The sequence below is a fragment of the Stenotrophomonas sp. TWI169 genome (assembly GCF_039674705.1).
GTDB classification, from domain to species: Bacteria; Pseudomonadota; Gammaproteobacteria; order Xanthomonadales; family Xanthomonadaceae; genus Stenotrophomonas; species Stenotrophomonas maltophilia_P.
This window is the reverse complement of the sequence record NZ_JBDJOB010000004.1, coordinates 75,059-97,035: the sequence shown is the minus strand read 5'-3', so window position 1 is coordinate 97,035 and position 21,977 is coordinate 75,059. Positions and strand designations below refer to the sequence as shown.

The 21,977-nt window shown below is 68.8% G+C and carries 17 protein-coding genes; 1 reads left to right on the top strand and 16 read right to left on the bottom strand.

Annotated elements, in window-relative coordinates:
- Nucleotides 1–23: 23 nt before the first annotated feature.
- Together ABE543_RS04615 and mgtE are read right to left on the bottom strand one after the other, a co-directional pair.
- Entirely contained in the window at nt 24–2,750 is a 2,727-nt protein-coding gene (locus tag ABE543_RS04615) for a bifunctional acetate--CoA ligase family protein/GNAT family N-acetyltransferase (protein WP_111187192.1), read from the bottom strand.
- Between the two features lie 98 nt (nt 2,751–2,848).
- The gene (gene mgtE, locus ABE543_RS04610) at nt 2,849–4,219 is read right to left on the bottom strand and encodes a magnesium transporter (protein ID WP_053518107.1); all 1,371 of its coding nucleotides are present in this window, start codon (nt 4,217–4,219) and stop codon (nt 2,849–2,851) included.
- 317 nt (nt 4,220–4,536) lie between these two features.
- Between mgtE and ABE543_RS04605 the strand changes: the two genes are divergently transcribed.
- The gene (locus ABE543_RS04605; RefSeq protein ID WP_065181433.1) at nt 4,537–6,324 is read left to right on the top strand and encodes a monovalent cation:proton antiporter-2 (CPA2) family protein; all 1,788 of its coding nucleotides are present in this window, start codon (nt 4,537–4,539) and stop codon (nt 6,322–6,324) included.
- Between the two features lie 87 nt (nt 6,325–6,411).
- On the opposite strand, the gene ABE543_RS04600 is transcribed toward ABE543_RS04605, so the two are convergent.
- The 14 genes from ABE543_RS04600 to ABE543_RS04535 form a co-directional block, all read right to left on the bottom strand.
- Nucleotides 6,412–9,756 carry an ankyrin repeat domain-containing protein gene (locus ABE543_RS04600; protein ID WP_346475361.1) on the bottom strand — a complete coding sequence of 1,115 codons (3,345 nt, stop codon included), beginning with the start codon at nt 9,754–9,756 and terminating at the stop codon, nt 6,412–6,414.
- Nucleotides 9,749–10,009 carry a YcgL domain-containing protein gene (locus tag ABE543_RS04595; protein WP_053518100.1) on the bottom strand — a complete coding sequence of 87 codons (261 nt, stop codon included), beginning with the start codon at nt 10,007–10,009 and terminating at the stop codon, nt 9,749–9,751. The genes ABE543_RS04600 and ABE543_RS04595 overlap by 8 nt, the downstream gene beginning before the upstream one ends.
- A gap of 160 nt (nt 10,010–10,169) precedes the next feature.
- A complete protein-coding gene (locus ABE543_RS04590) occupies nt 10,170–10,610 on the bottom strand; it encodes a hypothetical protein (RefSeq protein WP_053518098.1) in 441 nt (146 codons plus the stop codon).
- Nucleotides 10,611–10,665: 55 nt separating this feature from the next.
- On the bottom strand, nt 10,666–11,904 hold the full coding sequence (locus ABE543_RS04585) for a beta-ketoacyl-ACP synthase (RefSeq protein WP_065174278.1): 1,239 nt from the start codon (nt 11,902–11,904) through the stop codon (nt 10,666–10,668).
- The gene (locus tag ABE543_RS04580; RefSeq protein WP_346475360.1) at nt 11,904–12,635 is read right to left on the bottom strand and encodes a 3-ketoacyl-ACP reductase FabG2; all 732 of its coding nucleotides are present in this window, start codon (nt 12,633–12,635) and stop codon (nt 11,904–11,906) included. Before ABE543_RS04580 ends, ABE543_RS04585 begins: the two co-directional genes overlap by 1 nt.
- Nucleotides 12,632–13,087, bottom strand: a complete 456-nt coding sequence (locus ABE543_RS04575; protein WP_065174277.1) for a hotdog family protein — start codon at nt 13,085–13,087, stop codon at nt 12,632–12,634. Before ABE543_RS04575 ends, ABE543_RS04580 begins: the two co-directional genes overlap by 4 nt.
- On the bottom strand, nt 13,084–14,268 hold the full coding sequence (locus tag ABE543_RS04570; RefSeq protein WP_346475359.1) for a beta-ketoacyl-[acyl-carrier-protein] synthase family protein: 1,185 nt from the start codon (nt 14,266–14,268) through the stop codon (nt 13,084–13,086). Before ABE543_RS04570 ends, ABE543_RS04575 begins: the two co-directional genes overlap by 4 nt.
- Nucleotides 14,265–14,822, bottom strand: coding sequence for a DUF3261 domain-containing protein (locus ABE543_RS04565; protein ID WP_164150454.1), 558 nt, complete (start codon nt 14,820–14,822; stop codon nt 14,265–14,267). The genes ABE543_RS04570 and ABE543_RS04565 overlap by 4 nt, the downstream gene beginning before the upstream one ends.
- On the bottom strand, nt 14,810–16,060 hold the full coding sequence (locus ABE543_RS04560) for an NAD(P)/FAD-dependent oxidoreductase (RefSeq protein ID WP_197572489.1): 1,251 nt from the start codon (nt 16,058–16,060) through the stop codon (nt 14,810–14,812). The genes ABE543_RS04565 and ABE543_RS04560 overlap by 13 nt, the downstream gene beginning before the upstream one ends.
- A gap of 52 nt (nt 16,061–16,112) precedes the next feature.
- A complete protein-coding gene (locus tag ABE543_RS04555) occupies nt 16,113–18,467 on the bottom strand; it encodes an MMPL family transporter (protein WP_346475358.1) in 2,355 nt (784 codons plus the stop codon).
- A complete protein-coding gene (locus tag ABE543_RS04550) occupies nt 18,460–19,089 on the bottom strand; it encodes an outer membrane lipoprotein carrier protein LolA (protein ID WP_346475357.1) in 630 nt (209 codons plus the stop codon). Before ABE543_RS04550 ends, ABE543_RS04555 begins: the two co-directional genes overlap by 8 nt.
- Entirely contained in the window at nt 19,086–19,508 is a 423-nt protein-coding gene (locus tag ABE543_RS04545) for an acyl-CoA thioesterase (protein WP_053518130.1), read from the bottom strand. The genes ABE543_RS04550 and ABE543_RS04545 overlap by 4 nt, the downstream gene beginning before the upstream one ends.
- Entirely contained in the window at nt 19,495–21,045 is a 1,551-nt protein-coding gene (locus tag ABE543_RS04540) for an aromatic amino acid ammonia-lyase (RefSeq protein ID WP_065181425.1), read from the bottom strand. Before ABE543_RS04540 ends, ABE543_RS04545 begins: the two co-directional genes overlap by 14 nt.
- Nucleotides 21,035–21,976 (bottom strand): acyltransferase, encoded by a 942-nt coding sequence (locus ABE543_RS04535; RefSeq protein ID WP_180876472.1) that lies wholly within the window; start codon nt 21,974–21,976, stop codon nt 21,035–21,037. Before ABE543_RS04535 ends, ABE543_RS04540 begins: the two co-directional genes overlap by 11 nt.
- Nucleotide 21,977 lies beyond the last annotated feature (1 nt).

Genomic DNA, 21,977 nt, shown 5'->3' with positions numbered 1-21,977 from the left:
CGACGCCGCCGATGAGGTGATGCTCACGCCACCGGCGGCACCTCGGGAACGTCCACCTGCTGCACCGGCAGGGTCACCATCATCACCGTCGGGTCGTCCGGGTCCAGCCGGGTCTTGAAGCCCAGGCTCTGGCACATCGCCAGCATGGTGCTGTTCTCGCGCAGCACCTGTCCCTCGACCACGTGCAGCCCCAGCCACTTCGCATACTCGATCATGATCGCCATCAGGCGCCAGCCGATGCCATGGCCCTTCAGGTCGGAGCGGATCAGGATGCCGTACTCGCCGCGGTGATAATCCGCATCCGCGTGCAGGCGCACGGCGCCGAGCATCTCGCCGCTGCGCGGTTCGATGGCCACCAGCGCGATCGAGCGCGCATAGTCGAGCTGGGTCAGACGGGCGATGAACTCGTGGCTGAAGTGCTTCACCGACTGGAAGAAGCGCAGGCGCAGATCCTCGTCGCTGACCCGGGCAAAGAACGCGCGGAACAGCGCGTCGTCCTCGGGGCGCACCGGGCGCACGAAGGCGTGACCGCCATCGGACAGCTCGATGGTGCGCTCCCACTCCTTCGGATACGGGAACACCGAGAAGCGCGGATGGCCGCGACCCTTGTGCAGGATGCGCGAAGGCGCGATGGCGACGCGTGCATCGAGAGCGAGAATGCCCTTGCCATCGACCAGCAGCGGATTGATATCCAGCGTGCGCACTTCCGGAATGTCGGCGGCCAGCTGCGCCAGTTTCACCAGCGCCAGGGCCAGTGCGCGCTCATCGGCAGCGGGAACATCGCCATAGGCCTTGAGGATCCGCGACGCACGGGTACGCCCGATCAGCTCGTGGGCCAGGCGCAGATCCAGCGGCGGCAAGGCCAGTGCCTTGTCGTTGATCACCTCCACCGCCGTGCCGCCGCGACCGACCACGATCACCGGGCCGAAGGTCGCGTCATCGGCGATGCCCACGATCAGTTCACGCGCTTTCGGGCGGACGATGGTCGGCTGCACCAGCAGACCGTCGATGCGTGCATCCGGGCGCAGCTGGCGTGCACGCGACAGGATCGCCTTGGCCGCAGCCTGCACCGCCGGCAGCGTCGACAGGTTCAGGCGCACGCCGTCCACTTCGGACTTGTGCGGGATGTCCGGTGACAGGATCTTCAAGGCGACGGTCGCACCCCGCTCCAGCAGCGGCTGCGCCAGATCCATGGCCTCGTGCGCGTCGCGCGCATGCATCACCGGCGCGGAGGGAATGCCATAGGCCTTCAGCAGCTCGTGCGTGGCCAACGGGTCCAGCCACTGCTGGCCGTTGGCCAGCGCGGCCTCGACCAGCGTGCGCGCCGCGGCCGCATCCACGCTGAAGTCCTGCGGCAGGCTCGGCGGGGTTTCCATCAGTGCGTTCTGCGCTTCCCGATAGCGCACCAGGTGCTGGAAGCCACGTACCGCTTCGGCTTCGGTGGGATAGGTCGGCACGCGCGCCGCATTGAGCGTGGCGGTGGCCTGGTCGTCGTTGCCCAGCCACACGGCGAACACCGGCTTGTCGCGATGGTGGCGCGGGCGCAGGCCGAGCGTGCGGGTCAGCGCCTGCGCGGCGTCGGCCGAGGAGGTGAACGCCGTCGGTACGTTGACCACCATCACCGCATCGTTCTCGTTGTCGGCCAGCAGGGCCTCGATGGCCGCGGCATAGCGATCACCATCGGCATCCACCACGATATCCACTGGATTGCTGCGCGACCAGCCCTGCGGCAGCACCGCATCGAGCTTTTCGACCGTGCTGTCGGACAGGTTCGCCAGGGTTCCGCGCAGCGCGGCCAGCTGGTCCACGGCCAGCCGGCCGACGCCGCCCCCATTGCTGAGGATGGCCAGCCGACGGCCCGGGAAGGTACCCAGCCGGCCCAGGGTCTCTGCGGCGGTGAACAGCTCGTCCAGGGCACCCACGCGCAGCAGGCCGGCGCGGTTGAACGCGGCGCCGTAGACATCGTCGGCTCGTGCAAGCGCCTGCACATGGGTATCGCGGCTGCCAGGCTGCACGCGCTCGCTGCGGCCGGACTTCACCACCACCACGGGCTTGGCGCGCGCGGCCGCACGCGCCGCCGACATGAATTTGCGCGCGTCCTTGATCTGTTCGACGTAGAGCAGGATGGCGCGCGTGCGGTAATCGGTGGCGAAATAGTCCAGCAGATCGCCGAAGTCGACGTCCAGCGTATCGCCCAGGGAGACCACGGCGGAGAAACCCACCGAACGCGCCACGCCCCATTCCACCAGCGCCGCGGCAATCGCCGAGGATTCGGATATCAACGCAAGATCGCCAGCCTGCGGGAAGTGTGCGGCGATGCTGGCGTTGAGCCGTGCGTGCGGCGCGATCACACCCAGGCAATGCGGGCCCAGGATGCGCAGACCGTGCCGGCGGGCCACGGCCTCCACCTGCGCCGACAGTGAACCCGGGCCATCCCCCAGATGCGCGGTGAGGATGATCGCCGCCTGCACGCCCCGCTCGGCCGCGGTACGCACCACCTGCGGCACGATGGCGGCTGGCGCGGTGATCACCACGAGATCCGGCACCCAGTCCAGATCCTTCAGCCGCTTCACCGTGCGGATGCCATCGATTTCGGCATGGCGCGGGTTGATCCACGCCACCTTGCCGGGGAAGCCCGTACCGCGCAGGTTGCGCATCACCGCGCGGCCGGCCGAGCGCTCGCGCGGACTGCCGCCGATCACTGCGACCGACTGCGGGCGGAACACTGACTGCAGGTGGTAGGTGCTCATGCGCCTACGGTACACGCACCCGCGCAACAGGCGCATGATCCAGCGCAACAAAGCAGGCGGGGGATGCGGCGCCCCGCCGCATGCGGGGCGACAGGGCCCTACAGCAGCGTGCCGCGCAGGATCATCGCGGCGATGCTGAAATAGATCACCAGCCCGGTCACGTCGACCAGCGTGGCCACGAACGGGGCGGATGCGCTGGCCGGGTCGAATCCCAGCCGCTTGAGCACGAACGGCAGCATCGAACCCGACAATGACCCGAAGGTGACGATGCCCACCAGCGCCGCACCGATCGTGATCGCCAGCAGCACCCAGTGCTCGCCGTAGTCGTGCAGGCCACCCAGCTGCCAGATGACGATGCGGACGATCGCCAGGGCACCGAGAATGGCACCCAGCACCATGCCGGTCGGAATCTCGCGCAGGGCCACCTTCCACCAGTCGCGCAGGCGCAGCTCGCGCAGCGCCAGGCTGCGGATCAGCAGCGAGGTGGCCTGCGAGCCGGAATTGCCGCCGGAACTCATGATCAACGGGATGAACAACGTCAGCACCACCGCGCGTGCCAGTTCGTCCTCGTAGTGCTGCATGGCGCTGGCCGTCAGCATCTCGCCCAGGAACAGCACGCTCAGCCAGCCGGCGCGCTTGCGCAGCATCTCCAGGAAGCCGATCTGCATGTACGGCTTGTCCAGCGCTTCCATGCCGCCGAACTTGTGCGCGTCTTCGGTGGATTCCTCGATCAGCGCATCAAGCACGTCGTCCACGGTGACGATGCCCAGCATCCGCTGGCTGGCATCGACCACCGGAATGGCCAGCAGGTCGTGGCGACGGATCAGCCGCGCCACCTCTTCCTGGTCCATCAACGCGTCCACGGTTACTGGCGGATTGACCTGGGCCACCTCGAGGATCGACTCCTCGGGCAGGCCGGTGATCAGGCGGCGCATGGTCACCACCTGCTGCAGACGCTGGCTGGCCGGGTCCAGGACGTAGATCGCGTACACCGTCTCGCGCGTGCGCTCGACCTGGCGGATGTGCTGCAGCGTCTGCGCCACCGTCCAGCTGGCCGGCACGGCGACGTACTCGGTGGTCATCAGCGCACCGGCCGTGTTTGGCGGGTAGCCGAGCAGCGTCTGGATGGCCTGGCGGGCATCGGCGCCAAGCAACGGGATCAGCCGCGCGCGCTCGTCCTCATCCAGTTCGTGAACGATGTCGGTGGCGCGGTCGTCGGCCATCAGCCCGAGCAGCGCAGCGGCCCGCGCCGGCGGCAGCGCGGCCACCAGCTCGCCGCTGCGATGCAGTTCGGGGGCTTCCAGCATCTTCACTGCACGCGGCAGCGGCAGCGCCGCCAGCGTGTCGGCAGCGCGCTGCAGCTCCAGCGTGTTGAGGAACTCCACCGCGTCGGCGGTGTTGTAGTCCGCCAGCGGTGCCGCCAGTGCAGCGGCATCGGCCACTGGACGCAGCAATTGCTTCTGGTTCATCGGTTTGCCTTGTGGGGTGCGACCTCGCGCAACGCCAACGCAGGCGAACCGTCCCGATGTCAGGCGGTGGCCATCGCTGGCGTCGAACGAGGTCGACTTCTACTGTCGCTGGACATGGGTTGGGAACTCCGGGATGCGTGTGCCGGCGGCAGGCCGCCAGCGGCGGGCAGTCTGGACCTGCCGGCCGCGCAGGTCAACCCGCAGCGGCCATTGCCGCGCGTGCACGATGCGGCGCGCATAATGTCGCAGCGGCGTCCGCCGCCCCTCTCCTCCCCGCACCCACGTACGGCAGGCCTCTGCGATGACCAGGTATTCCCATGCATAGCGGCGGTCTGGAACTGGCCCTGGTCCTGCTGCTGGCGGCCGTCATCGCGGTGCCGGTGTTCAAGCGCTTCGGCTTCGGAGCGGTACTGGGCTACCTGGCCGCGGGGGTGGTGCTGGGGCCGGATGGGCTGGGCTTCGTGCAGGACGCCGACCGCATCCTCGGTGCGGCCGAGATCGGCGTGGTGATGCTGCTGTTCGTGATCGGGCTGGAACTGTCGCCGGCCCGCCTGAAGGTGATGCGGCGCTCGGTGTTCGGCGCCGGTGCCGCGCAGGTGGCGCTGTCCGGCCTGGTACTGGGCGGCCTGCTGCTGCTCGATCACTTCCAGTGGAAGAGCGCGCTGGTGGTGGGCGTGGCGCTGGCGCTGTCCTCCACTGCCGTGGGCCTGCAGCTGCTGTCCGAGCACAAGGCGATCAACAGCGACCACGGCCGGCTCGGCTTTGCCATCCTGCTGTTCCAGGACCTGATCGCGATCCCGCTGCTGGCGGCCATCCCGCTGCTGGGCGGCGTCAAGAACCAGACGCTGCGTTGGGAGGATGCCGCAGTGGCGCTGGGCGCGCTGGCCGTGGTGATCCTGTGCGGGCGGCCGGTCCTGCGCCGGCTGTTCGGTGTCATCGCCCGTACCCGCAGCCCGGAGGTATTCACCGCCACCGCCCTGCTGGTCGTGCTGGGCACGGCGTGGTTCATGCAGGAGGCCGGCCTGAGCCCCAGCCTGGGTGCGTTCCTGGCCGGCGTGCTGCTGTCCGATTCCGAGTTCCGGCACGAGCTGGAAGCGCAGATCGAGCCGTTCAAGGGCCTGCTGCTGGGCCTGTTCTTCATCGCCGTCGGCATGGGCATCGATCTCGACCGCATCGCCGCCGAGCCGTGGCTGATCGCCGCCGGTGTGGCCATCCTGCTGGTGGTCAAGTTCAGTCTGCTGTATGCCATCGGCCGCATCGCCCGGCTGGGTTCGCGGCAATCGCTGCTGCTGGGCAGCGTGCTGTGGCTGGGCGGCGAGTTCGCCTTCGTGGTCTTCAACGAGGCGCAGCGCGCGCATCTGCTGGGCAACGCCAACCACGACCGGCTGGTGGCCATTGTCGGCCTGTCGATGGCGATCACGCCGCTGCTGATGATCGCCCTGATGCGGCTGCTCGGGCAGGAGAAGGTAGCCCCGCGCGCCGCGGCCGACGCCGACAAGGTCGCGCCGGACAACCGGCCGAAAGTCCTGATTGCCGGCATGGGCCGCGTCGGCCAGGTGATCGCGCGCCTGCTGACCGCACAGAAGGTGCCGTTCGTCGCACTGGAAGCGAACCCGGACACGGTGGCCGACCTGCGTCGCTTCGGCAACCAGCTCTACTATGGCGATCCGACGCGCCCGGAGATGCTGCGCGCCGCCGGTGGTGAACATATCGATGTGTTCGTGATCACCGTGGACGACCCGGAGACCAATCTGCGTGCGGTACGGATGGTGCGGCGCCTGTATCCGGAGGCGAAGGTGCTGGCACGTGCGCGCAACCGCCAGCACGCATGGCGACTGATGGACATGTCGGCCGAGCCGTTCCGCGAAGTGTTCGCTACCAGCCTGGAAATGAGCGGTCGCGTGCTGACCGCGCTGGGGGTGGCACCCGATGTTGCCCAACGCCATGTGCAGCGCTTCCGCGAACACGACGAACAGCTGCTGCGCGACCAGTACCTGGTGTACGACGACGAGGCGGCCGTGATCCAGACCTCGCGCGATGCCCGCAACGACCTGATGCATCTGTTCGAGGCCGACGCGGAAAGCGACGGCGACACGCAGCGGTGACGGCGAAAGGGCTGCCGAGCATCGTCGGCATTCCGCATGATCGGGGTCAGAGCCCTTTCCAACGGAAAGGGTTCTGACCCCCGATTCTCAGCCGTTGTCGCGCAGGAACCGGGCCATCGAGGACACGCCCGGTACGCGCGGCTCGAACTCGCCGGCAACGTCGATGAAGCCACGCATCACGGCGATCTCGCGCGGACTGCGGTTCAGGCTGTCCCGCACGTCTGGGTCGGCGCCGGCACGCAGCAGGCGCTGTACCAGCAGCGGCAGGCCGTGCAGCGCCGCCAGGTGCAGCGGGCCGAAACCACGCGGATCGCGCACGTCCAGGCTGACATCCTCTTCCAGCAGACGCTCCACCGCGGCCATCACCACCTGCTCGTCGCAGGCCGTACCCGGCTCGGCGCGCGCTCCCAGCAGCAGCAGCAGCGGTGTGACCGAACCGGCGGCGGCCTGGTCCGGTTCGGCACCGGCCAGCAGCAGCGTGTCCAGCAACGCCAGCAACCGCGGGCGGTCACGTGCGCTGAAGCCGTACAGGGCCGCGCAGTGCAGCGGGCCCAGTTGCTGCGCGTCTCCGGCGTGTACATCGGCACCTGCGGTCAGCAGGCGCGCAGCGATGTCCGGCAGGCCCAGCGCGGAGGCCAGCATCAGCACGGTCACTCCCCCCGGCAGCCGGTGTTCGAGCTTGGCACCGGCATCGAGCAGGGCCGACACGATCTCGACCTGGCGCATACTGACCGCGGCCGACAACGGCGTTGCGCCGCTGGCCGCTGCGTGCTGCGGATCGGCGCCCCGTGCCAGCAGCAGGTCGGTCACCGCCAGATGGCCGCCGCCGGCGGCACGCAGCAGCGCCGTGCAGCCCTGCGCATCCACGGCATCAACGGCGAACCCCAGATCGATCAGGCGACGCACCGCATCGACATCGCCGGCCATCGCCGCAGAGGGCAGGTCGGCATCGCGCAGGGTACGGCGTGGCAGTGGCCACACCCGCCAGTCCAGCCAGTCGGCCAGATCACGACGACCACTCGACAGCGCCACACCCAGGGGGGTCTGGCCATCGGCGGCGCGTGCCTCCGGCGAGGCGCCGTGCTGTACCAGCAGCTTCAGCGCACCTTCCCGGGCCAGCGCGGTCGCCAGGTGCAGGGCGGTCATGCCATGGCTGTCGCGCGCCTCACGGTCGACACCAGTCTTTAGCAGGGCCTGCTGCAGGCGCAGCCAGCCCAGGCGCACCGCCAACGACAGCGGCGGATCGCCTGCCGGCGATGCGGCGAACGGATCAGCACCCCGCTCCAGCAGTTCCAGCGCCAGCTGTTCCAGTCCGCGGGCCGCCTGATCGTGCTGCGCGCAGGCGGCCAGGAAACGGGCCAGGCCGCCGCGGCCGGCCGGCGACAGGCCATGCTGCAGCATGACCTGCAGCGCCGGCACCGCATCGACGCCGCGCGACAGCAGCGCGAACATCGGCGTGTCGGCGCAGGCATCTCGCACATAGGGATCGGCACCATGGGCCAGCAGCCAATCCACGGCACGCGGCTCCAGCGCCAGCTCCGGATCCAGCAGCAGGCTGCCCAGCTCCTGCGGCTGGCACAGCCTGGCCAGGGCGGCCATGCCGTCGGTGTTGCCGCAGCCCAGTGCTTCACGCAGCAGGGTCAGCGGCGGCCGATCAGGCAGCAGGCCACTGGCGCTGGCGGCCTCACCGCGCTCGGCCAGGCCATCGCTGACCGCCGCAGGCAGCGGATAGGACGGATCAAGCAGCGCGACGATGGCCCAGCGACCGGCTTCGGCCGCGTAGTCGACCGCACGCCGACCGACCGGATCGGCCGCATCGGCGGTGATGCCCAGTTCGACCAGGCGCTTGACCAGCAGGGGCGAAACCGTATCGGCCATGGCCGCCAGCTGCACCGCGTTGCGGCCCTCGCCATCGACAGCCACCAGGTCGGGCTTGTGCGGCAGGAGGTGTTCGATGACGGCGGCGCGACCGGCACGCGCGGCCTCCAGCCACGGCGTGCGACCGAGCGCGTCGCGTGCTTCCAGGTTTGCACCGGCAGCGAGCAGCACGCCGATGATTTCAACGTGGCCGGCCAGGGCCGCTTCGTGCAGTGCGCTGCGACGCTGGCGGTCGCGCGCATCCGCACGCGCCTTGTGCTTGAGCAGCAGCTGCACGCCGGCCGGATCATCGTCTTCGGTGGCGGCTGCGGCGAGCAGGACCGGCGTGCCGTCCGCCGGCTCGGTGCGGGCACCGCGTTCGAGCAGGAAGCGGGCCAGGCGCCAGTTGCCTACCTGGCAGGCCACGGCCAGCGGGGACCAGCCCTCGTGGTTGAGTGCATCCACTTCGGCCGCGGCATCGCGCAGCAGCGCGGCAACGCCGGGGTCGGAGCTTCGAGCCGCGTGGTGCAGCGGCGTGTTGCCCTCGCTGTCGGTAGCGCGAGAATCGGCGCCATTGGCCAGCAGGGTCATCACGGCTTCGGGGCGACCATGCCAGCTGTCGCGGGTGGCCGCCAGCAGCGGCGTCATGCCCCGGTGCGGCGCGTTCACATCGACCCCGCGGGCAATCAGTTCACGCAGCAGGCGCAGGTCCGGCAACACCGCCGCCAGTACCGCCAGGCTGCGCTGATCACGCCAGTTCGGGTCCGGCAACGCGTGCGGGTCCGCGCCGGCCTGCAGCAGCTGCAGCGCCCGGTCGATGCGACCGTGGCGCGCCGCTTCATGCAGCGCAGGCGTCAGTTCCTGCGGGGCCATCGCCTCCAGCGGCGTGGTCTCGCTGGCAGCGGGGAACAGCGGCGCGTGTGCCGCACTGGCATCGGCCAGCGGGCTCGGGTTCACGCGCAGCGACACCAGTGGCGCCGGTGCGACCCGCTGCAGCAGCAGATGCAGCAACGGCGACCCCAGCAGCACGGTCAACGTGGCGGGCCAGCGCGCGCTTTCCGGCAGCAGCCCTGGCCATGCCGGCAACACCACCAGTGCGGCCAGCGCGATCACCAGCGCGGCCACGACAAGGCCACGCCAGGCGGTGAGGTCACGGCCGGCCAACGCCTGCCAGTGCTGCGCCAGGCTGCCATCCAGCCGCTCGACATCATTCCACAGCGGCCACGTACGCCAGGCCGCCAGCAAACCGGCACTGACCAGCACGCTCAGCCCGAGCACCGCCGCGAGGCTGCCGCTGTCGCGCAGTGCCGCCAGCGGCCAGGCCAGCAGCAGGGCCAGCAGTACCGGCGCGGCGGTCCACAGCGCCAGCAGGGCCGGCAGGTCCTGCTGCGCGATCAACTTCGGCGGCAGTACCGCACGGCTGCGCCGCCACCACGAAATGCCCAGGGCATACGCCGGCTGCGCCAGCGCAGCAAGCACCGCCCCCGGCAGGCCGCCGACGGCGGCACCCAGCGCCAGCAGGGCACCCAGGACGAAGGCGATCGACAGGGCGCGCGGACGGGAAAGCTCAGTCATTGTGGCGCGGCATCATGCTGGTCACCGACGGCGGCACCTGCAGGTAGAACCCGCGTTCGCTCATTTCGCTGCGCACCTTGGCCGGATCGGCCTGGGCGAGGCGGCGCTGCGGCTCCAGGGCCACGTCCAGGACGAAGGTGAGCGTGCCCAGCGACGCCACCAGCGGCGCAGGCAGCGCGCTGAAGTCATCGCGTCGGGGAACGTAGACGAAGGTGTCCGGCTTGAGTTGGCTTTTATAGACGTAGGCGTGCATGTCCACGGGACGATAACCCGGGAAGAGCCCTGATTGTGTCGGAAAGCCGACACCGGGGAAAGCCGTCGGCCGACGATGCCGGCAGGATCGACGGCGTTTCCCCCGCGGGGTTCAGCAATGTGGCGGCGGCGTTCAGCCTCGGCCGCCGCCACACGGATGCTTACTTGACCTTGGCGTAGGTGCCCTTCAGGGCGACGCCGGCCACGAACGTGCCCGCCCAGCACTCGTAGTTGCTCGCGCTCCTGAACTCGTTCTTCTTGTAGTAGCTGACGATGTCGACCACCGCATTGGCGCCACGCGAGCGGGCGCCGTCCTGCAGTGCGCGCAGCGCCGACAGCGCCACCCAGCGGCAGGCTTCGGCATCGCTCTTGTTGGCGGCGTTGGTCTTCCGGTTGGTGACGTCTTCACCCAGACGCTGCTGCACGCTGACCGGCTGCCCGGCCAGATAGAAGCGCACGCTGCCATCGATGCCGGCATCGCGGGCGGCCTGCGAGCTGACAAGTTCCTGCAGGGACTGCTCGACTCGGGTGTCACGGGCGGAAGCCGTGGCAGTCACAGCCAGCAGAAGGGTGGCACTGGCGATCATCAGGGTGCGGCGCATCGAAACATCTCCTTGTCCGGGGTGCGTTGGGGGTGGTGCGGATGGGGTGCGGGGGTCATTCGCTCCAACGGCGGAATACCAGCGAGGTATTGATGCCGCCGAAGGCAAAGTTGTTGCTCATCACGTACTCGGCCTGCAGATCGCGGCCGTGCCCGGTGATGAAGTCCAGCTGGCCGCAGCGCGGATCGACCTCGGCCAGGTTGAGGGTCGGCGCGAACCAGCCGGCACGCATCATCTCGATGCTCAGCCAGGCTTCGAACGCTCCGCACGCGCCGAGCATGTGCCCGACGTAGCTCTTCAGCGAGCTGATCGGCACGCGGCTGCCGAACACCTGCGCGGTGGCCTGTGTCTCGGCGATGTCGCCGTGATCGGTGGCGGTGCCGTGGGCGTTGACGTAGTCGATCCGCGCCGCGTCGAGCCCGGCGTCCTCCAGGGCCAGGCGCATGGCCTGGGCCATGGTGTCGGCGCTGGGCTGGGTGACGTGCTGGCCGTCGCTGTTGGTTCCGTAGCCGACCACCTCGGCAAGGATGGACGCACCGCGTGCGAGGGCGTGCTCCATGTCCTCCAGGATCAGCGTGCAGGCGCCCTCGCCCAGTACCAGGCCGTCGCGGCCTGCATCGAAGGGCCGCGGCGTCGACTGCGGCGCATCGTTGCGCACGCTGGTGGCGAACAGGGTGTCGAACACCGCTGCAGCGGTGGCGTCGAGCTGCTCGGCACCGCCGGCCACCATCACCGTCTGCTTGCCGCTGCGGATGGCTTCATACGCCGCTCCGACGCCCTGGCTGCCTGACGTGCAGGCGCTGGAGGTGGTGTAGACACGCCCGGACAGGCCGAAGAACACGCCGATGTTGACCGGCGCGGTATGGCTCATCATTTTCAGGTACGTGGTGGCACTGATGCCATCGGTGGTGAACTCGTTGAGCATGCGGCCGAACTCGCCGGTCGCTTCGTGGCTGCCGGAGGACGAACCGTAGGCCACGCCGGTGCGGCCGCTGCGCAGCACCGGATGCTCATGCAGGCCGGCCTCGCGCAGGGCCATCTCGGTGGCGCGCACCGACATGATCGCGACCTTGCCCATCGAGCGGGTGGTCTTGCGGTTGTAGTTCGGCGGCAGCGTGAAGTCCTGCGCGGGCGCGGCCAGCTTGGTGTTCAGGCCCGCGTAGACATCCCATTCCGGCATGGTGCGCACTGCGTTGCGGCAGCTGCGCAGGTGCGCGTGGATGGTGGGCCAGTCGTGGCCAAGCGGACTGATGGCAGCGGCACCGGTCACCACCACGCGACGATCAGCGGCCATCAGAGCATGCCCCCGTTGACCGAGATCACCTGCCGGGTGATGTAGCCGGCCGGCTCGGACAGCAGGAACGCGACCGTTGCGGCCACCTCATCGGGATGCCCGATGCGGCCGGCCGGAATCAGCTTCAGGGCGTGTTCGACCACTTCATCGTTGAGCATTTCGGTCTCGATCAGGCCCGGGGCCACGCAGTTGACGGTGATCTGCCGGCTCGCCAGCTCCAGCGCCAGCGCCTTGGTGGCACCGATGATGCCGGCCTTGGCCGCGCTGTAGTTGACCTGGCCGCGGTTGCCGGCCAGCCCGGACACCGACGACAGGGTGACGATGCGACCGGGCCGGCGCCGCCGCACCATCGGCATGATGAGCGGATGCAGCACGTTGTAGAAGCCGTCCAGGTTGGTGTGGATGACCTGGTCCCAGTCTTCGGACGACAACGCAGGAAATGCGCCGTCGCGGGCGATGCCGGCATTGCACACCACGCCGTAGTACGCGCCGTGCGCCTCGACATCGGCCTCCAATGCGCCGCGTGCTGCATCCCGGTCGGCCACATCGAACGCCAGCACGCGGGCCTGCCGGCCCAGTGCCTGGATTTCGTCCACCACTGCCTGCGCCTCGTCCACGCGGCTGCGGCAGTGCACGGCTACATCGAACCCATCGCGCGCGACGCGCAGCGCGATGGCCCGGCCGATGCCCCGGCTGGCGCCGGTGACCAGCACGCTCCGATTCCCTGTCATGCCTGTCCACTCTCCAGATAGGCCATCGCGTCGGCAGGTTCGTACACCGACACGTTGGCGGTCGCCCATTCTTCGTCGCCTGCCAGGATCCGGCAGGCGAACATCCCCAGTCCATTGTCGCCCAACAGCTCGCAGCGCGCCTGTACGCGAAGGCGGCTGCCCACCGGAAAACCGCTGCGCTGGCTGCCATAACGGCGACTGCCCAGCAGGAATCCGAGCTGCGGCCGGTTGCCGGCAGCGCGTGCACGGCAGCCGGCCCAGGCCGCGATGGCCTGCGCCATGTATTCGATGCCGATCCAGGCCGGCACCTGCCCATCCTCGACGAACAGCCCGCTCGCCGGCACGACCAGCTCGGCCTCGATGCCGTCCTCGTCCCAGTGCACGATGCGCTCCAGCAGGCACATGTCCTGCCGGTGGGGCACCACGTCTTCAATGGCATACACCGTATTCATCCACGCTCCAGTGCCAGCACGGCGTTGCTGCCGCCGAAGGCGAACGAGTTGCTCAGCACGCGCCGGGGCGGCTGCGCCAGGAAGGTGGCCGGCGCCACCAGCGGCAGCGGCGGCAGAGCGGGATCAGCGATGCCATCCCACCAGTGCGGTGGCAGCTGCTGCCGGCAGTTCTCGGCAAGCACGATCCAGCACAGCGCCGCCTCGATCGCCCCCGACGCACCCAGGGTGTGGCCGGTGAGTGGCTTGGTGGAACTGCAGGGAACGTCATTGCCCAGTACCTGCGCCACCGCCAGGCTTTCCATCGCATCGTTGTGGCCGGTGGCAGTGCCGTGCAGGTTCACGTAGTCGACATCGGCGGGCGACCAGCCGGCACGATGCAGCGCCTGCTGCAGGGCGTCGATGGCGCCAAGGGCCTGCGGATCCGGCGCCGACATGTGATGTGCATCGGCGGACTCGCCCCATCCGGCCAGGCATACCGGGCCAGGTTCGCGGGTCAGCAGGAAGAGCGCAGCGCCCTCGCCGATGTTGATGCCGGCACGATGCTGCGAGAAGGGATTGCAGCGCACTGCCGAGACCGATTCGAGCGCATTGAAGCCTGCCACGGTGAAGCGGCACAGCGAGTCGGCACCCCCGGCGATGACCGCATCGACGGTGCCGGCACGCAGCATTCGCGCGGCCGACATCAGCGCCTTGGCACTGGACGAACAGGCAGTGGACAGGGTCCACGCCGGGCCCTGCGCGCCGCTGCGCTGACGCACGAACTGCGCGGTGGTGCCCATTTCCTGCTGTGCGTAATCGAAACCTTCAGGCCAGCAGCCCTGCTCCGCATGGGTCCGCAGTGCCTGCTCCGATTCGCCGATGCCGGAGGTGCTGGTGCCCAGCACCACCGCCACCCGATCAGCGCCATGGCGTGCAATGGCCGCGCTCACCGCAGGCGCGATCTGCGCCAGCGCGACCTCCAGCAATGCATTGTTGCGCCCGCGCAGGGATACCGGCAGGTCTTCCAGCGTCGGCAGTGGCGTGCGCACTTCACCCAGCGCCAGGGTACGCCCCGGCAGCAGGCGGTCGTTGTCGCTCAGGCCGCCCGGAGCATCGGCGAACATCGCCGATGCCACGGCGCCGCGGCCTTCGCCCAGCGCGCAGACCAGGCCGAGGTCGTTCAGGTAGATCGGTGTATTCATCGCGCCTGCCCGGCCATGTCGATCGATTCGATGCGCAGGGCGTAACCCTCGGCACGGTTCTCCAGCTGGACGCTGCCATCGTCCAGGCGCCGCAGCTGCAGCCAGACCGTACCGCTGCGGGACAGGCTGCGCTGGCGGCCGTCATCGCTGACCTCCCAGCCCGCCGGCAATGCCGCAGCGATCGCCGCGGTCGGCCACAACGCGAACTGCAGGTCATCCAGTACGCGTTCGGCACGCACCTGCGGCGGCAACCACGGCGCACGCTGCTGGGTCAGTTGCCGGCCATCCCACTGCAGGCGCACGCCGGTCTGGCCCATGGCCTGCACCGCCAGCCGCACCTGCTGTGCGTCGGCTTCGAGCAGCGCATCGAGATCGCGCTCATGGCTGCCGAACCGGAAATGCAGCTGCTGCTGCAGTGCCAGCGGCGCTGGCAGGCTGGCCGGCGACAGCCGCAGCGGTGGCAGCTGCACCTGCGGGCGTGGCATGCGCCCGGTACAGGCAACCAGCAGCAGGCACAGCAGCACTGCAGCGGAAAGGGCCATCAGGCGCCGCACAGTTCCTCCAGCACGCGCATGCGACGGCCGCTGGGGTCGGCCACGTAGGGGTTGTTGGTGTCCCAGGCGTATCCGGCCAGGATGGAACTGATCATGTCGCGCACGTCCGGCTGCGGGTCGGGGTGGTAGATGATCTTCTGGAAGCCGCCCTGGTACCAGCTTTCGACGAAACGACGGAAGGTTCTCACGCCGGCACGCAGCGGAACGGAGAACTCGGCCTCCCAGTCCACGGCCTGCCCGGCATAACGGCGCGCCAGGCACTCACTGGCCAGCTGCGCCGATTTGAAGGCAATGGTCACGCCCGAGGAGAACACCGGGTCGAGGAACTCGCCAGCGTTGCCAAGCAGCGCATAGCCCGGGCCCCACAGCGAACGGACATTGGCCGAATAGCCCGTGATGCGGCGTACCGGCAGCACCGCCCATTCGGCATTGGCCAGCAGGCGGGTCAGGTTCGGATCCTCGCCGACGATGGCCTGCAGCTTCTGCAGGTCGTCGCCTTCGTAGCGATCAAAGAACGAGGGCTCGGCCACCACGCCCAGCGAGCAGCAGCCGTTGGAGAACGGGATCGTCCAGTACCAGACGTCGATGTGCTCGGGGTGGGTCGTGATGAGGATCTTGTTGCGGTCGAAGTCCGCTTCGGCCGGAATGTTGTCACGCACGTGGCAGAAGATCGCGCCACGCACCGGGAAGTTGGAGGGTGACTCCAGATCCAGCAGGCGCGGCAGCAACCGCGCGAAGCCGGAGGCGTCGAGGATGAAATCGGCCTCGATGCGGTACTCACTGCCATCGGGACGGCGCACGTTGACGGCAGGCTGCTCGCCCGGCTCGACCGACAGCACCTCGTCGCCGAAACGCAGCGTGGTACCCATCCGCTCGGCGCCCCGCGCCAGCACGTTGTCGAAGTCGGCGCGCTGCACCTGGTAGGTGGTGCCCCAGCCGGGCGAGAACTTCTTCCTGAAGTCGAATGCGGTACGCGCCTGGCCATGCACGAAGGCCGCGCCATTCTTGTGCTGGAAGCCGGCTTCGACCACATCCTGCAACAGGCCTGCCGCTTCGATGTACTCCATGCTCTGCGGCAGCAGGCTTTCACCGATCGAGAAACGCGGGAACTGCTGGCGTTCGATCATCAACACCTGGCGACCCTGCCGGCGCAGCATCGCAGCAGCAACGGAACCGGCCGGTCCGGCGCCGATGATCAGGATCTCGGTGCGTTCCACAGCATCCACAGCAGTACTCATCGGGGCGTCCTTGTTGCTCGATAGAGGGAGAGAAGAAGAGCCGAAGGCGGACTCAGGCCGCCGGCAGATCATGCGGCGGCGGCCGGAACAGCGGCGAGATCAGCCAGACCAGCCCGATACCGAACAGCAGGGTCAGGCCGAACGCGCGCAGTGCCGGAGTCTGCGACAGGCCCAGCAGGCCGAACGACAGCCAGGTACTGGCCGCACCCACGCACACCGCCAGCCATGCACTGGCGTCGCCACGATGCTCGATCAGGAAGATGCCATAGTCGATGCCCATGCCCAGCAGCAGCATCAGCGCCAGCACGTTGAACAGCTGCAGCGGCTGGCCGAACAGGCCCAGCAGGCCCAGGGTCAGCGCACCGGCGATCAGGGTCGGGGCGAACACGCGCCAGGCCTGGCGGCGATAGCGCAGCCACAGCGCGCCGAACACCAGTGCGATGCCGACCAGCAGCAGCCCGCCCATCAGCTTGCGGTAGTGGCCCAGCAGCGTGGAGAAATCGGAGGTGCGGTCGACCCAGCGTACGCCGGGCAGGCCTTGGGCGGCACGTTCCAGCGTGGCCAGAGCATCGTCACGCGACAGGTCATCGACCATCACCACGCTGATCATCTGCCCACCGACCTTACCCACCCACAGGTGGCGGAACGGCTGCGAGGCCGGCGAGGCCAGGAAGGCGTCGGCGGTGAGCGGCGCTGCGGCAAACTGCGGTCGCTGCAGCGGCTCGCCCACGGCTTCGGACACAGCCGACAACACGCCGGGCTCCACCTTCGCGGTCAGCGCAGCATCGGCCTGCTGCCGGGCCGGTGATGGCAGCCAGTCACTGATTGCGCGGTAGCCACCAATGCGCTTGTCATCGGCCAGTACGCGCAAGCGTTCGGTCAACGCCTCTTCGCGCTGCAACAGCTGGGCGGCATCGCTGCCCTGCACCAGGTAGAACTGTGCCGGGCTGGGCATGCCCAGCAGCTGGCTCAGGCGGATCTGCTGGGCCATCAGCGCCGGTGGAGACGACTGCAGGCTGCGCAGGTCGTCGTTGCTCTGCAGGCGCGCGATGCCCACCGCGGACAACGCCAGCGCGGCCACCACGAAGATCGCCACCGGGCGCCGGCCGTGCAGGCGCGGGAAACGTTCCAGCGTATTGCCCAGCCAGTGCGAGAAGCGGGTCTGGCGGATCTCGCCACCGTCGAGCCACGGGAACCAGAAGATCACCGTGAGGAACGCTGCTCCCAGGCCCACCACCGAGAACAGCGCCATCTGGCGAAGGCCCGGGAATGGGGCCAGGCCCAACGCGAGGTAGGCCAGCGCACTGGTCAACAGCGCCAGCCACAGGCCGGGCAGCAGATGCCGCAGCAGCTTCCAGCGACGGTCGGCCGGTTCGGCCTGGCGCGACGCAAACCAGTGGATGCCGTAGTCCTCCGCTACACCCACCAGCGATGCACCGAACACCAGGGTCAGCACATGCACTTTGCCGAACACCAGCACGGTCACCGCCAGCGCCACGCCGCAACCGATCAGCAGCGACGCGGCCACCAGCAGGATCGGCCGCAGCGAACGGAACGCCAGCCACACCAGCAGCAGTACCGCGGCCAGCGAGCCCCAACCGATGGTGTTGATCTCGCGATTGGCCTGCACCGCAGCGGCTTCGGCGTGCAGCGGCACGCCGGCATGCAGGATTTCCAGCTCGGGCGCTGCGGCCCTGGCCGCCTTCCCGGCCCGCTCCAGCAGGCCATCAAGATGGCGCTCGCCATCGAGCTGGAACGCCGAACCCGGCGTATCGAACTGCAGCGCCGCCCAATGCTTGCCCTCGGCTTCAAGCAGGCCATCATCACCCAGCCGCAAGCCCGAACCCTGCGCCTGCTGCTGCCACCACTGCGGCCACAATGACAGTGGATCCTGCCGCCATTCGGTGAGCCGCGGCGTACCCATCGGGCCGTACAGCGCGGCGAGTGCCTGTTCGGCCAGCGCACCGGTTTCCGTGCTCTGCAGCTGGTCACGCTGTGCCGGGGTCAGCAGGCGGTCGCGATACGGCGCGTAGAACGCACGCGCCTCGTCGAACCAGCCTTCAATGGACCCACTGGGCACCAGCAAAGCGCTCTCGGCATCTCCAGCCATGGCCGCAGCGAACGCGGCCTGCGCCCGCTTGGCGGCGGCGCCGTCCTGGCTGCCGAGCAGCACCACCACCTGCCGCGAACTGCCATCGGCGATGCGCCGGGTGACATCGCTCAACAGGCGGTCATGCGCATCCTGCGGCAACAGCGCGAGGATGTCGGTATCGATCCGCGGCTCCTGGCTCCACAGGCGCCACTGCTGCACGCCCAGTACCAGCAGCAACACCAGCCAGGCGATGCCCAGCCAATGCCACCAACGCCGCAACCGGTCCGGTGCGTTCAACGCCACGGCGTCACTCAAAGCGGCGCGCCTCGTCGGGGTTCAGCGTGGCGGGGGCTTCACTCAACGCGCTGAACTGGATCTGCGTGCGGTCCTTGTTCGCCTCGACGATCTCGACCTGGCGCACATAGCGGTCACCCTGCAGCGTCAGCGACTCGAAGGCCTTGGCCAGCATCGCCGACTTCGGTGTCAAACGCAGGCGCCAGCCCTGCCCTTCACGGCTGGCCGCCACGTTGAACTGACCGGAGAGTGCCTGCACGTCGCCACTCATCAGCGCGAACATGATCGCATTCACCGAGCGCATCGCCGGCTGCTGCCGTGCATCGAGTTCAACGCGGGTGCTGCCATCGCGCTGGCGGCTGAGGATGCGGTCGGCGGTGACCACCACCTCGGAGGGGAACGGCGTGAGCGTGGTCCAGATCACACCGTGCTGGCGCGCGACCACGAACCGGCCGTGCGAGCGCAGCGGATTCCTGAAGCCACTGACCTGCTTTTCCTGGCTGAACTGGCCACGCAGCACGTCCGGACGCGCCACCGCCTGGGTGATCGCGTCGACGGCAGGATCGGCCGCCTGTACACGCGGTGCGGCCACCAGCAGCAGCGCGCACAGCAGCACGCCTGGAAGACGGACGAGCATGTTCATGGCGCGGGCACTCCCAGACGTTCCCACAGTACCGGCGGGCATTGGTACAGCATCTCCTTGCTGGCGGCATCCACCGCGACCTGGATGGTCATGGCCCGGGTGGCCACCTGGCCGCTCTCCGCATCCAGGATCTCGTAGTCGATCTTCAGCCGGTTCTCCCATTCGACGATGCGTGCACGCACCAGCAGCCGCTGGTTGAACAGCAGCGGCCGCACGTATTTCACGCGCGCATCGACCACCGGCCACAGGTAGCCCGATGCGAGCATCTGCGGGTAGTCGTAGTCGTGGCGCTGCAGCAGCGCACACCGGGCAATCTCCAGATACTTGAAGTAGTTGCCATGCCAGACCACGTTCATCGGATCGCAGTCGTGGAAGGCGGGGCGCAGCTCGATTTCACAGACCAGGTCATTCACCGGAATACAGTTCCCAACGTTGCGCGCGGATCTCCACCAGCAGTTCCCGCAGTTCGCGATCCAGCGCGCGGTCTTCCTCGACCAGCGCGATGCGCTGCCCCAGGTCCACATACATGTCGGCCAGACTGCCATGCAGCTGCGCGTTCAGGCCAACCCGCTCGCGCAGTGCCAGGCCCTGGCGGGCGGCGATCAGCATCGCCGCCACCACCTGTTCAGTCAGTTCGATCACACGCAGGCAGTCGCGCGCGGCGATGGTGCCCATGCTGACCTTGTCCTGGTTGTGGCATTCGGTCGAGCGCGAGAACACACTGGCCGGAAGGGTCTGCTTCAACGCTTCGGCGGTCCACGCCGAGACGCTGATCTGCAGTGCCTTCAGCCCGTGGTTGATTGCTGCCCGCGGGCCGGTAGCCGCCGACAGATTGGCGGGCAGGCCGTGGTTGTATCGCGCATCCACCACCAGCGCCAGCTGCCGGTCGAGCAGGTCGGCAAGGTTGGCCACGGTGTTCTTCAGCGTGTCCATTGCCAGTGCGATATGGCCGCCGTAGAAGTGGCCGCCGTGCAGGATGCGCTCGCCGTCGGCATCGATCAGCGGGTTGTCGTTGGCGCTGTTCAGCTCGGTTTCGATCAGCTGCCGCAGGAAGGGCAGGCTGTCTTCCAGCACGCCGATCACGTGCGGGGCGCACCGCAGCGAGTAACGATCCTGCAGGCGCTGTTCGTTGCGCGGCGGCCGTTCGCTGTGCAGGTCGCGGCGCAGCCGTGCGGCGATGCGGGCCTGGCCCGGATGCGGCTTGGCCGCGAACAGGGTCTCGTCGAAATGGTGCGCGTTGCCGTCGCTGGCCAGCACGTTGAATGCGGTCAGGCGGGTGGCCAGGCGCGCCAGGTAGTCGGCACGCTGCCAGGCCAGGCAGGCCAGGCCGGTCATCACCGCAGTGCCGTTCATGATCGCAAGGCCTTCCTTCGGCCGCAGCTTCAGCGGGACCATGCCGATGCTCGCCAGTACTCCGGCAGCCGGTTGCACGCGGCCATCGTGCAGGACCTCGCGCTCGCCGCACAGCACCGCCGCCACGTATGACAGCGGCGTCAGGTCACCGCTGGCGCCGACCGATCCCTCCGCCGGGATCATCGGCAGCACGTCATGCCGCAACAGTGTGGCCAGGCCTTCCAGCAGGGCTACGCTGACACCGGACATGCCACGCACCAGCGACGCCAGACGGGCAGCCAGCACTGCGCGGGTCTCGGCCGGGTCCAGGTAACGGCCCAGTCCGCAGCCATGGTAGGTGTACAGGTGGTGCGGCAACTCGGCCACCAGCGCCGGCGGGATGTTCACCGTGCACGAATCGCCGTAGCCGGTCGTCACGCCGTAGATCACCCCGTCCTCGCGCAGCAGGCGGTCGAGAAAATCGGCACCGCGCTGGATATGGGCACGGAAGGCCGGGGCCTCGCTCAGTGCGGCCTCGCACTGGCGATGGGCCAGCGCCACCACGTCTTCGATGGTCAACGGTGCGTCGCCAAAGCGGCACACGGGTACGGCGTCAGTCGTCATGCGGAGCCTGATCCCAGAAGGGGAAGAAATTGAACCAGTCCAGCGGGGACTGGATGACCTGCAGTTCGAGCCACTGCGCGAAACGCTGCGCCTGCCCTGTCAGTGCCGCGTCCCGCGAGCCACGCGGCAGCACGATGCGATCGGCGAACTGCTCGAAGGCGACCCGGTACCCCTGGCCTTCATGCAGGCAGGCCATGGTGTACACCGGGCAGCCCAGTGCCGCCGCCAGCACGTAGGCACCGATGGGGAACGGGGCACGGTGGCCGAGAAAATCCGCGGTGACGCTGCGTCCACCCTGCACTGGCGTGCGGTCGCCGACGATGGCCACGAAGCCACCGGCAGCCACGCGCTCGGACAGCATCATCGCCGTGGCCGGCCCCATCGCGGTGACCTGCACCAGTTCCACCGTTGCCAGCGGGTCCAACCGCTGCAGCAGGCGATTGAAGCGCTGCGCGTGCGCGGTGTGCACCAGCACGGTGATGCGGAACCCCGGCACCTGTTCGGCCAGCACCTGGCACAACTCCAGGCAGCCGATGTGGGCGGTCAGGATCAGCCCGCCTTCGCGGCGTGCGATCCTGTCCAGCACCAGATCGCGCCGCAGCTGGATGCGCTCGGGCGGATAGCGTCCGCCCAGGCCGAGGATCTTGTCCAGCAGGGTGTCGGCGAACGCGAAGAAATGGCGCAGGCTGTCGCGCCGCGTCGGCTCGCGGCCCAGCGCGCCACTGTGTGCCTGCAAGCGCTGTAGATACTGCAGTGATGCCTGCCGGGCCACGCGGTTACCCAGCCAGTGGCAGAGCACCACCGGCCACACGCACAGGCGGAACGGCCAGCGCCCGAACCACCGATGCACCCAGCACAGGAACAACACGCCGGCCACCGATGTGGATTCACCGATGTCGGCCCAGTGCGGCGCACCTTGGGGGGCGGCCATC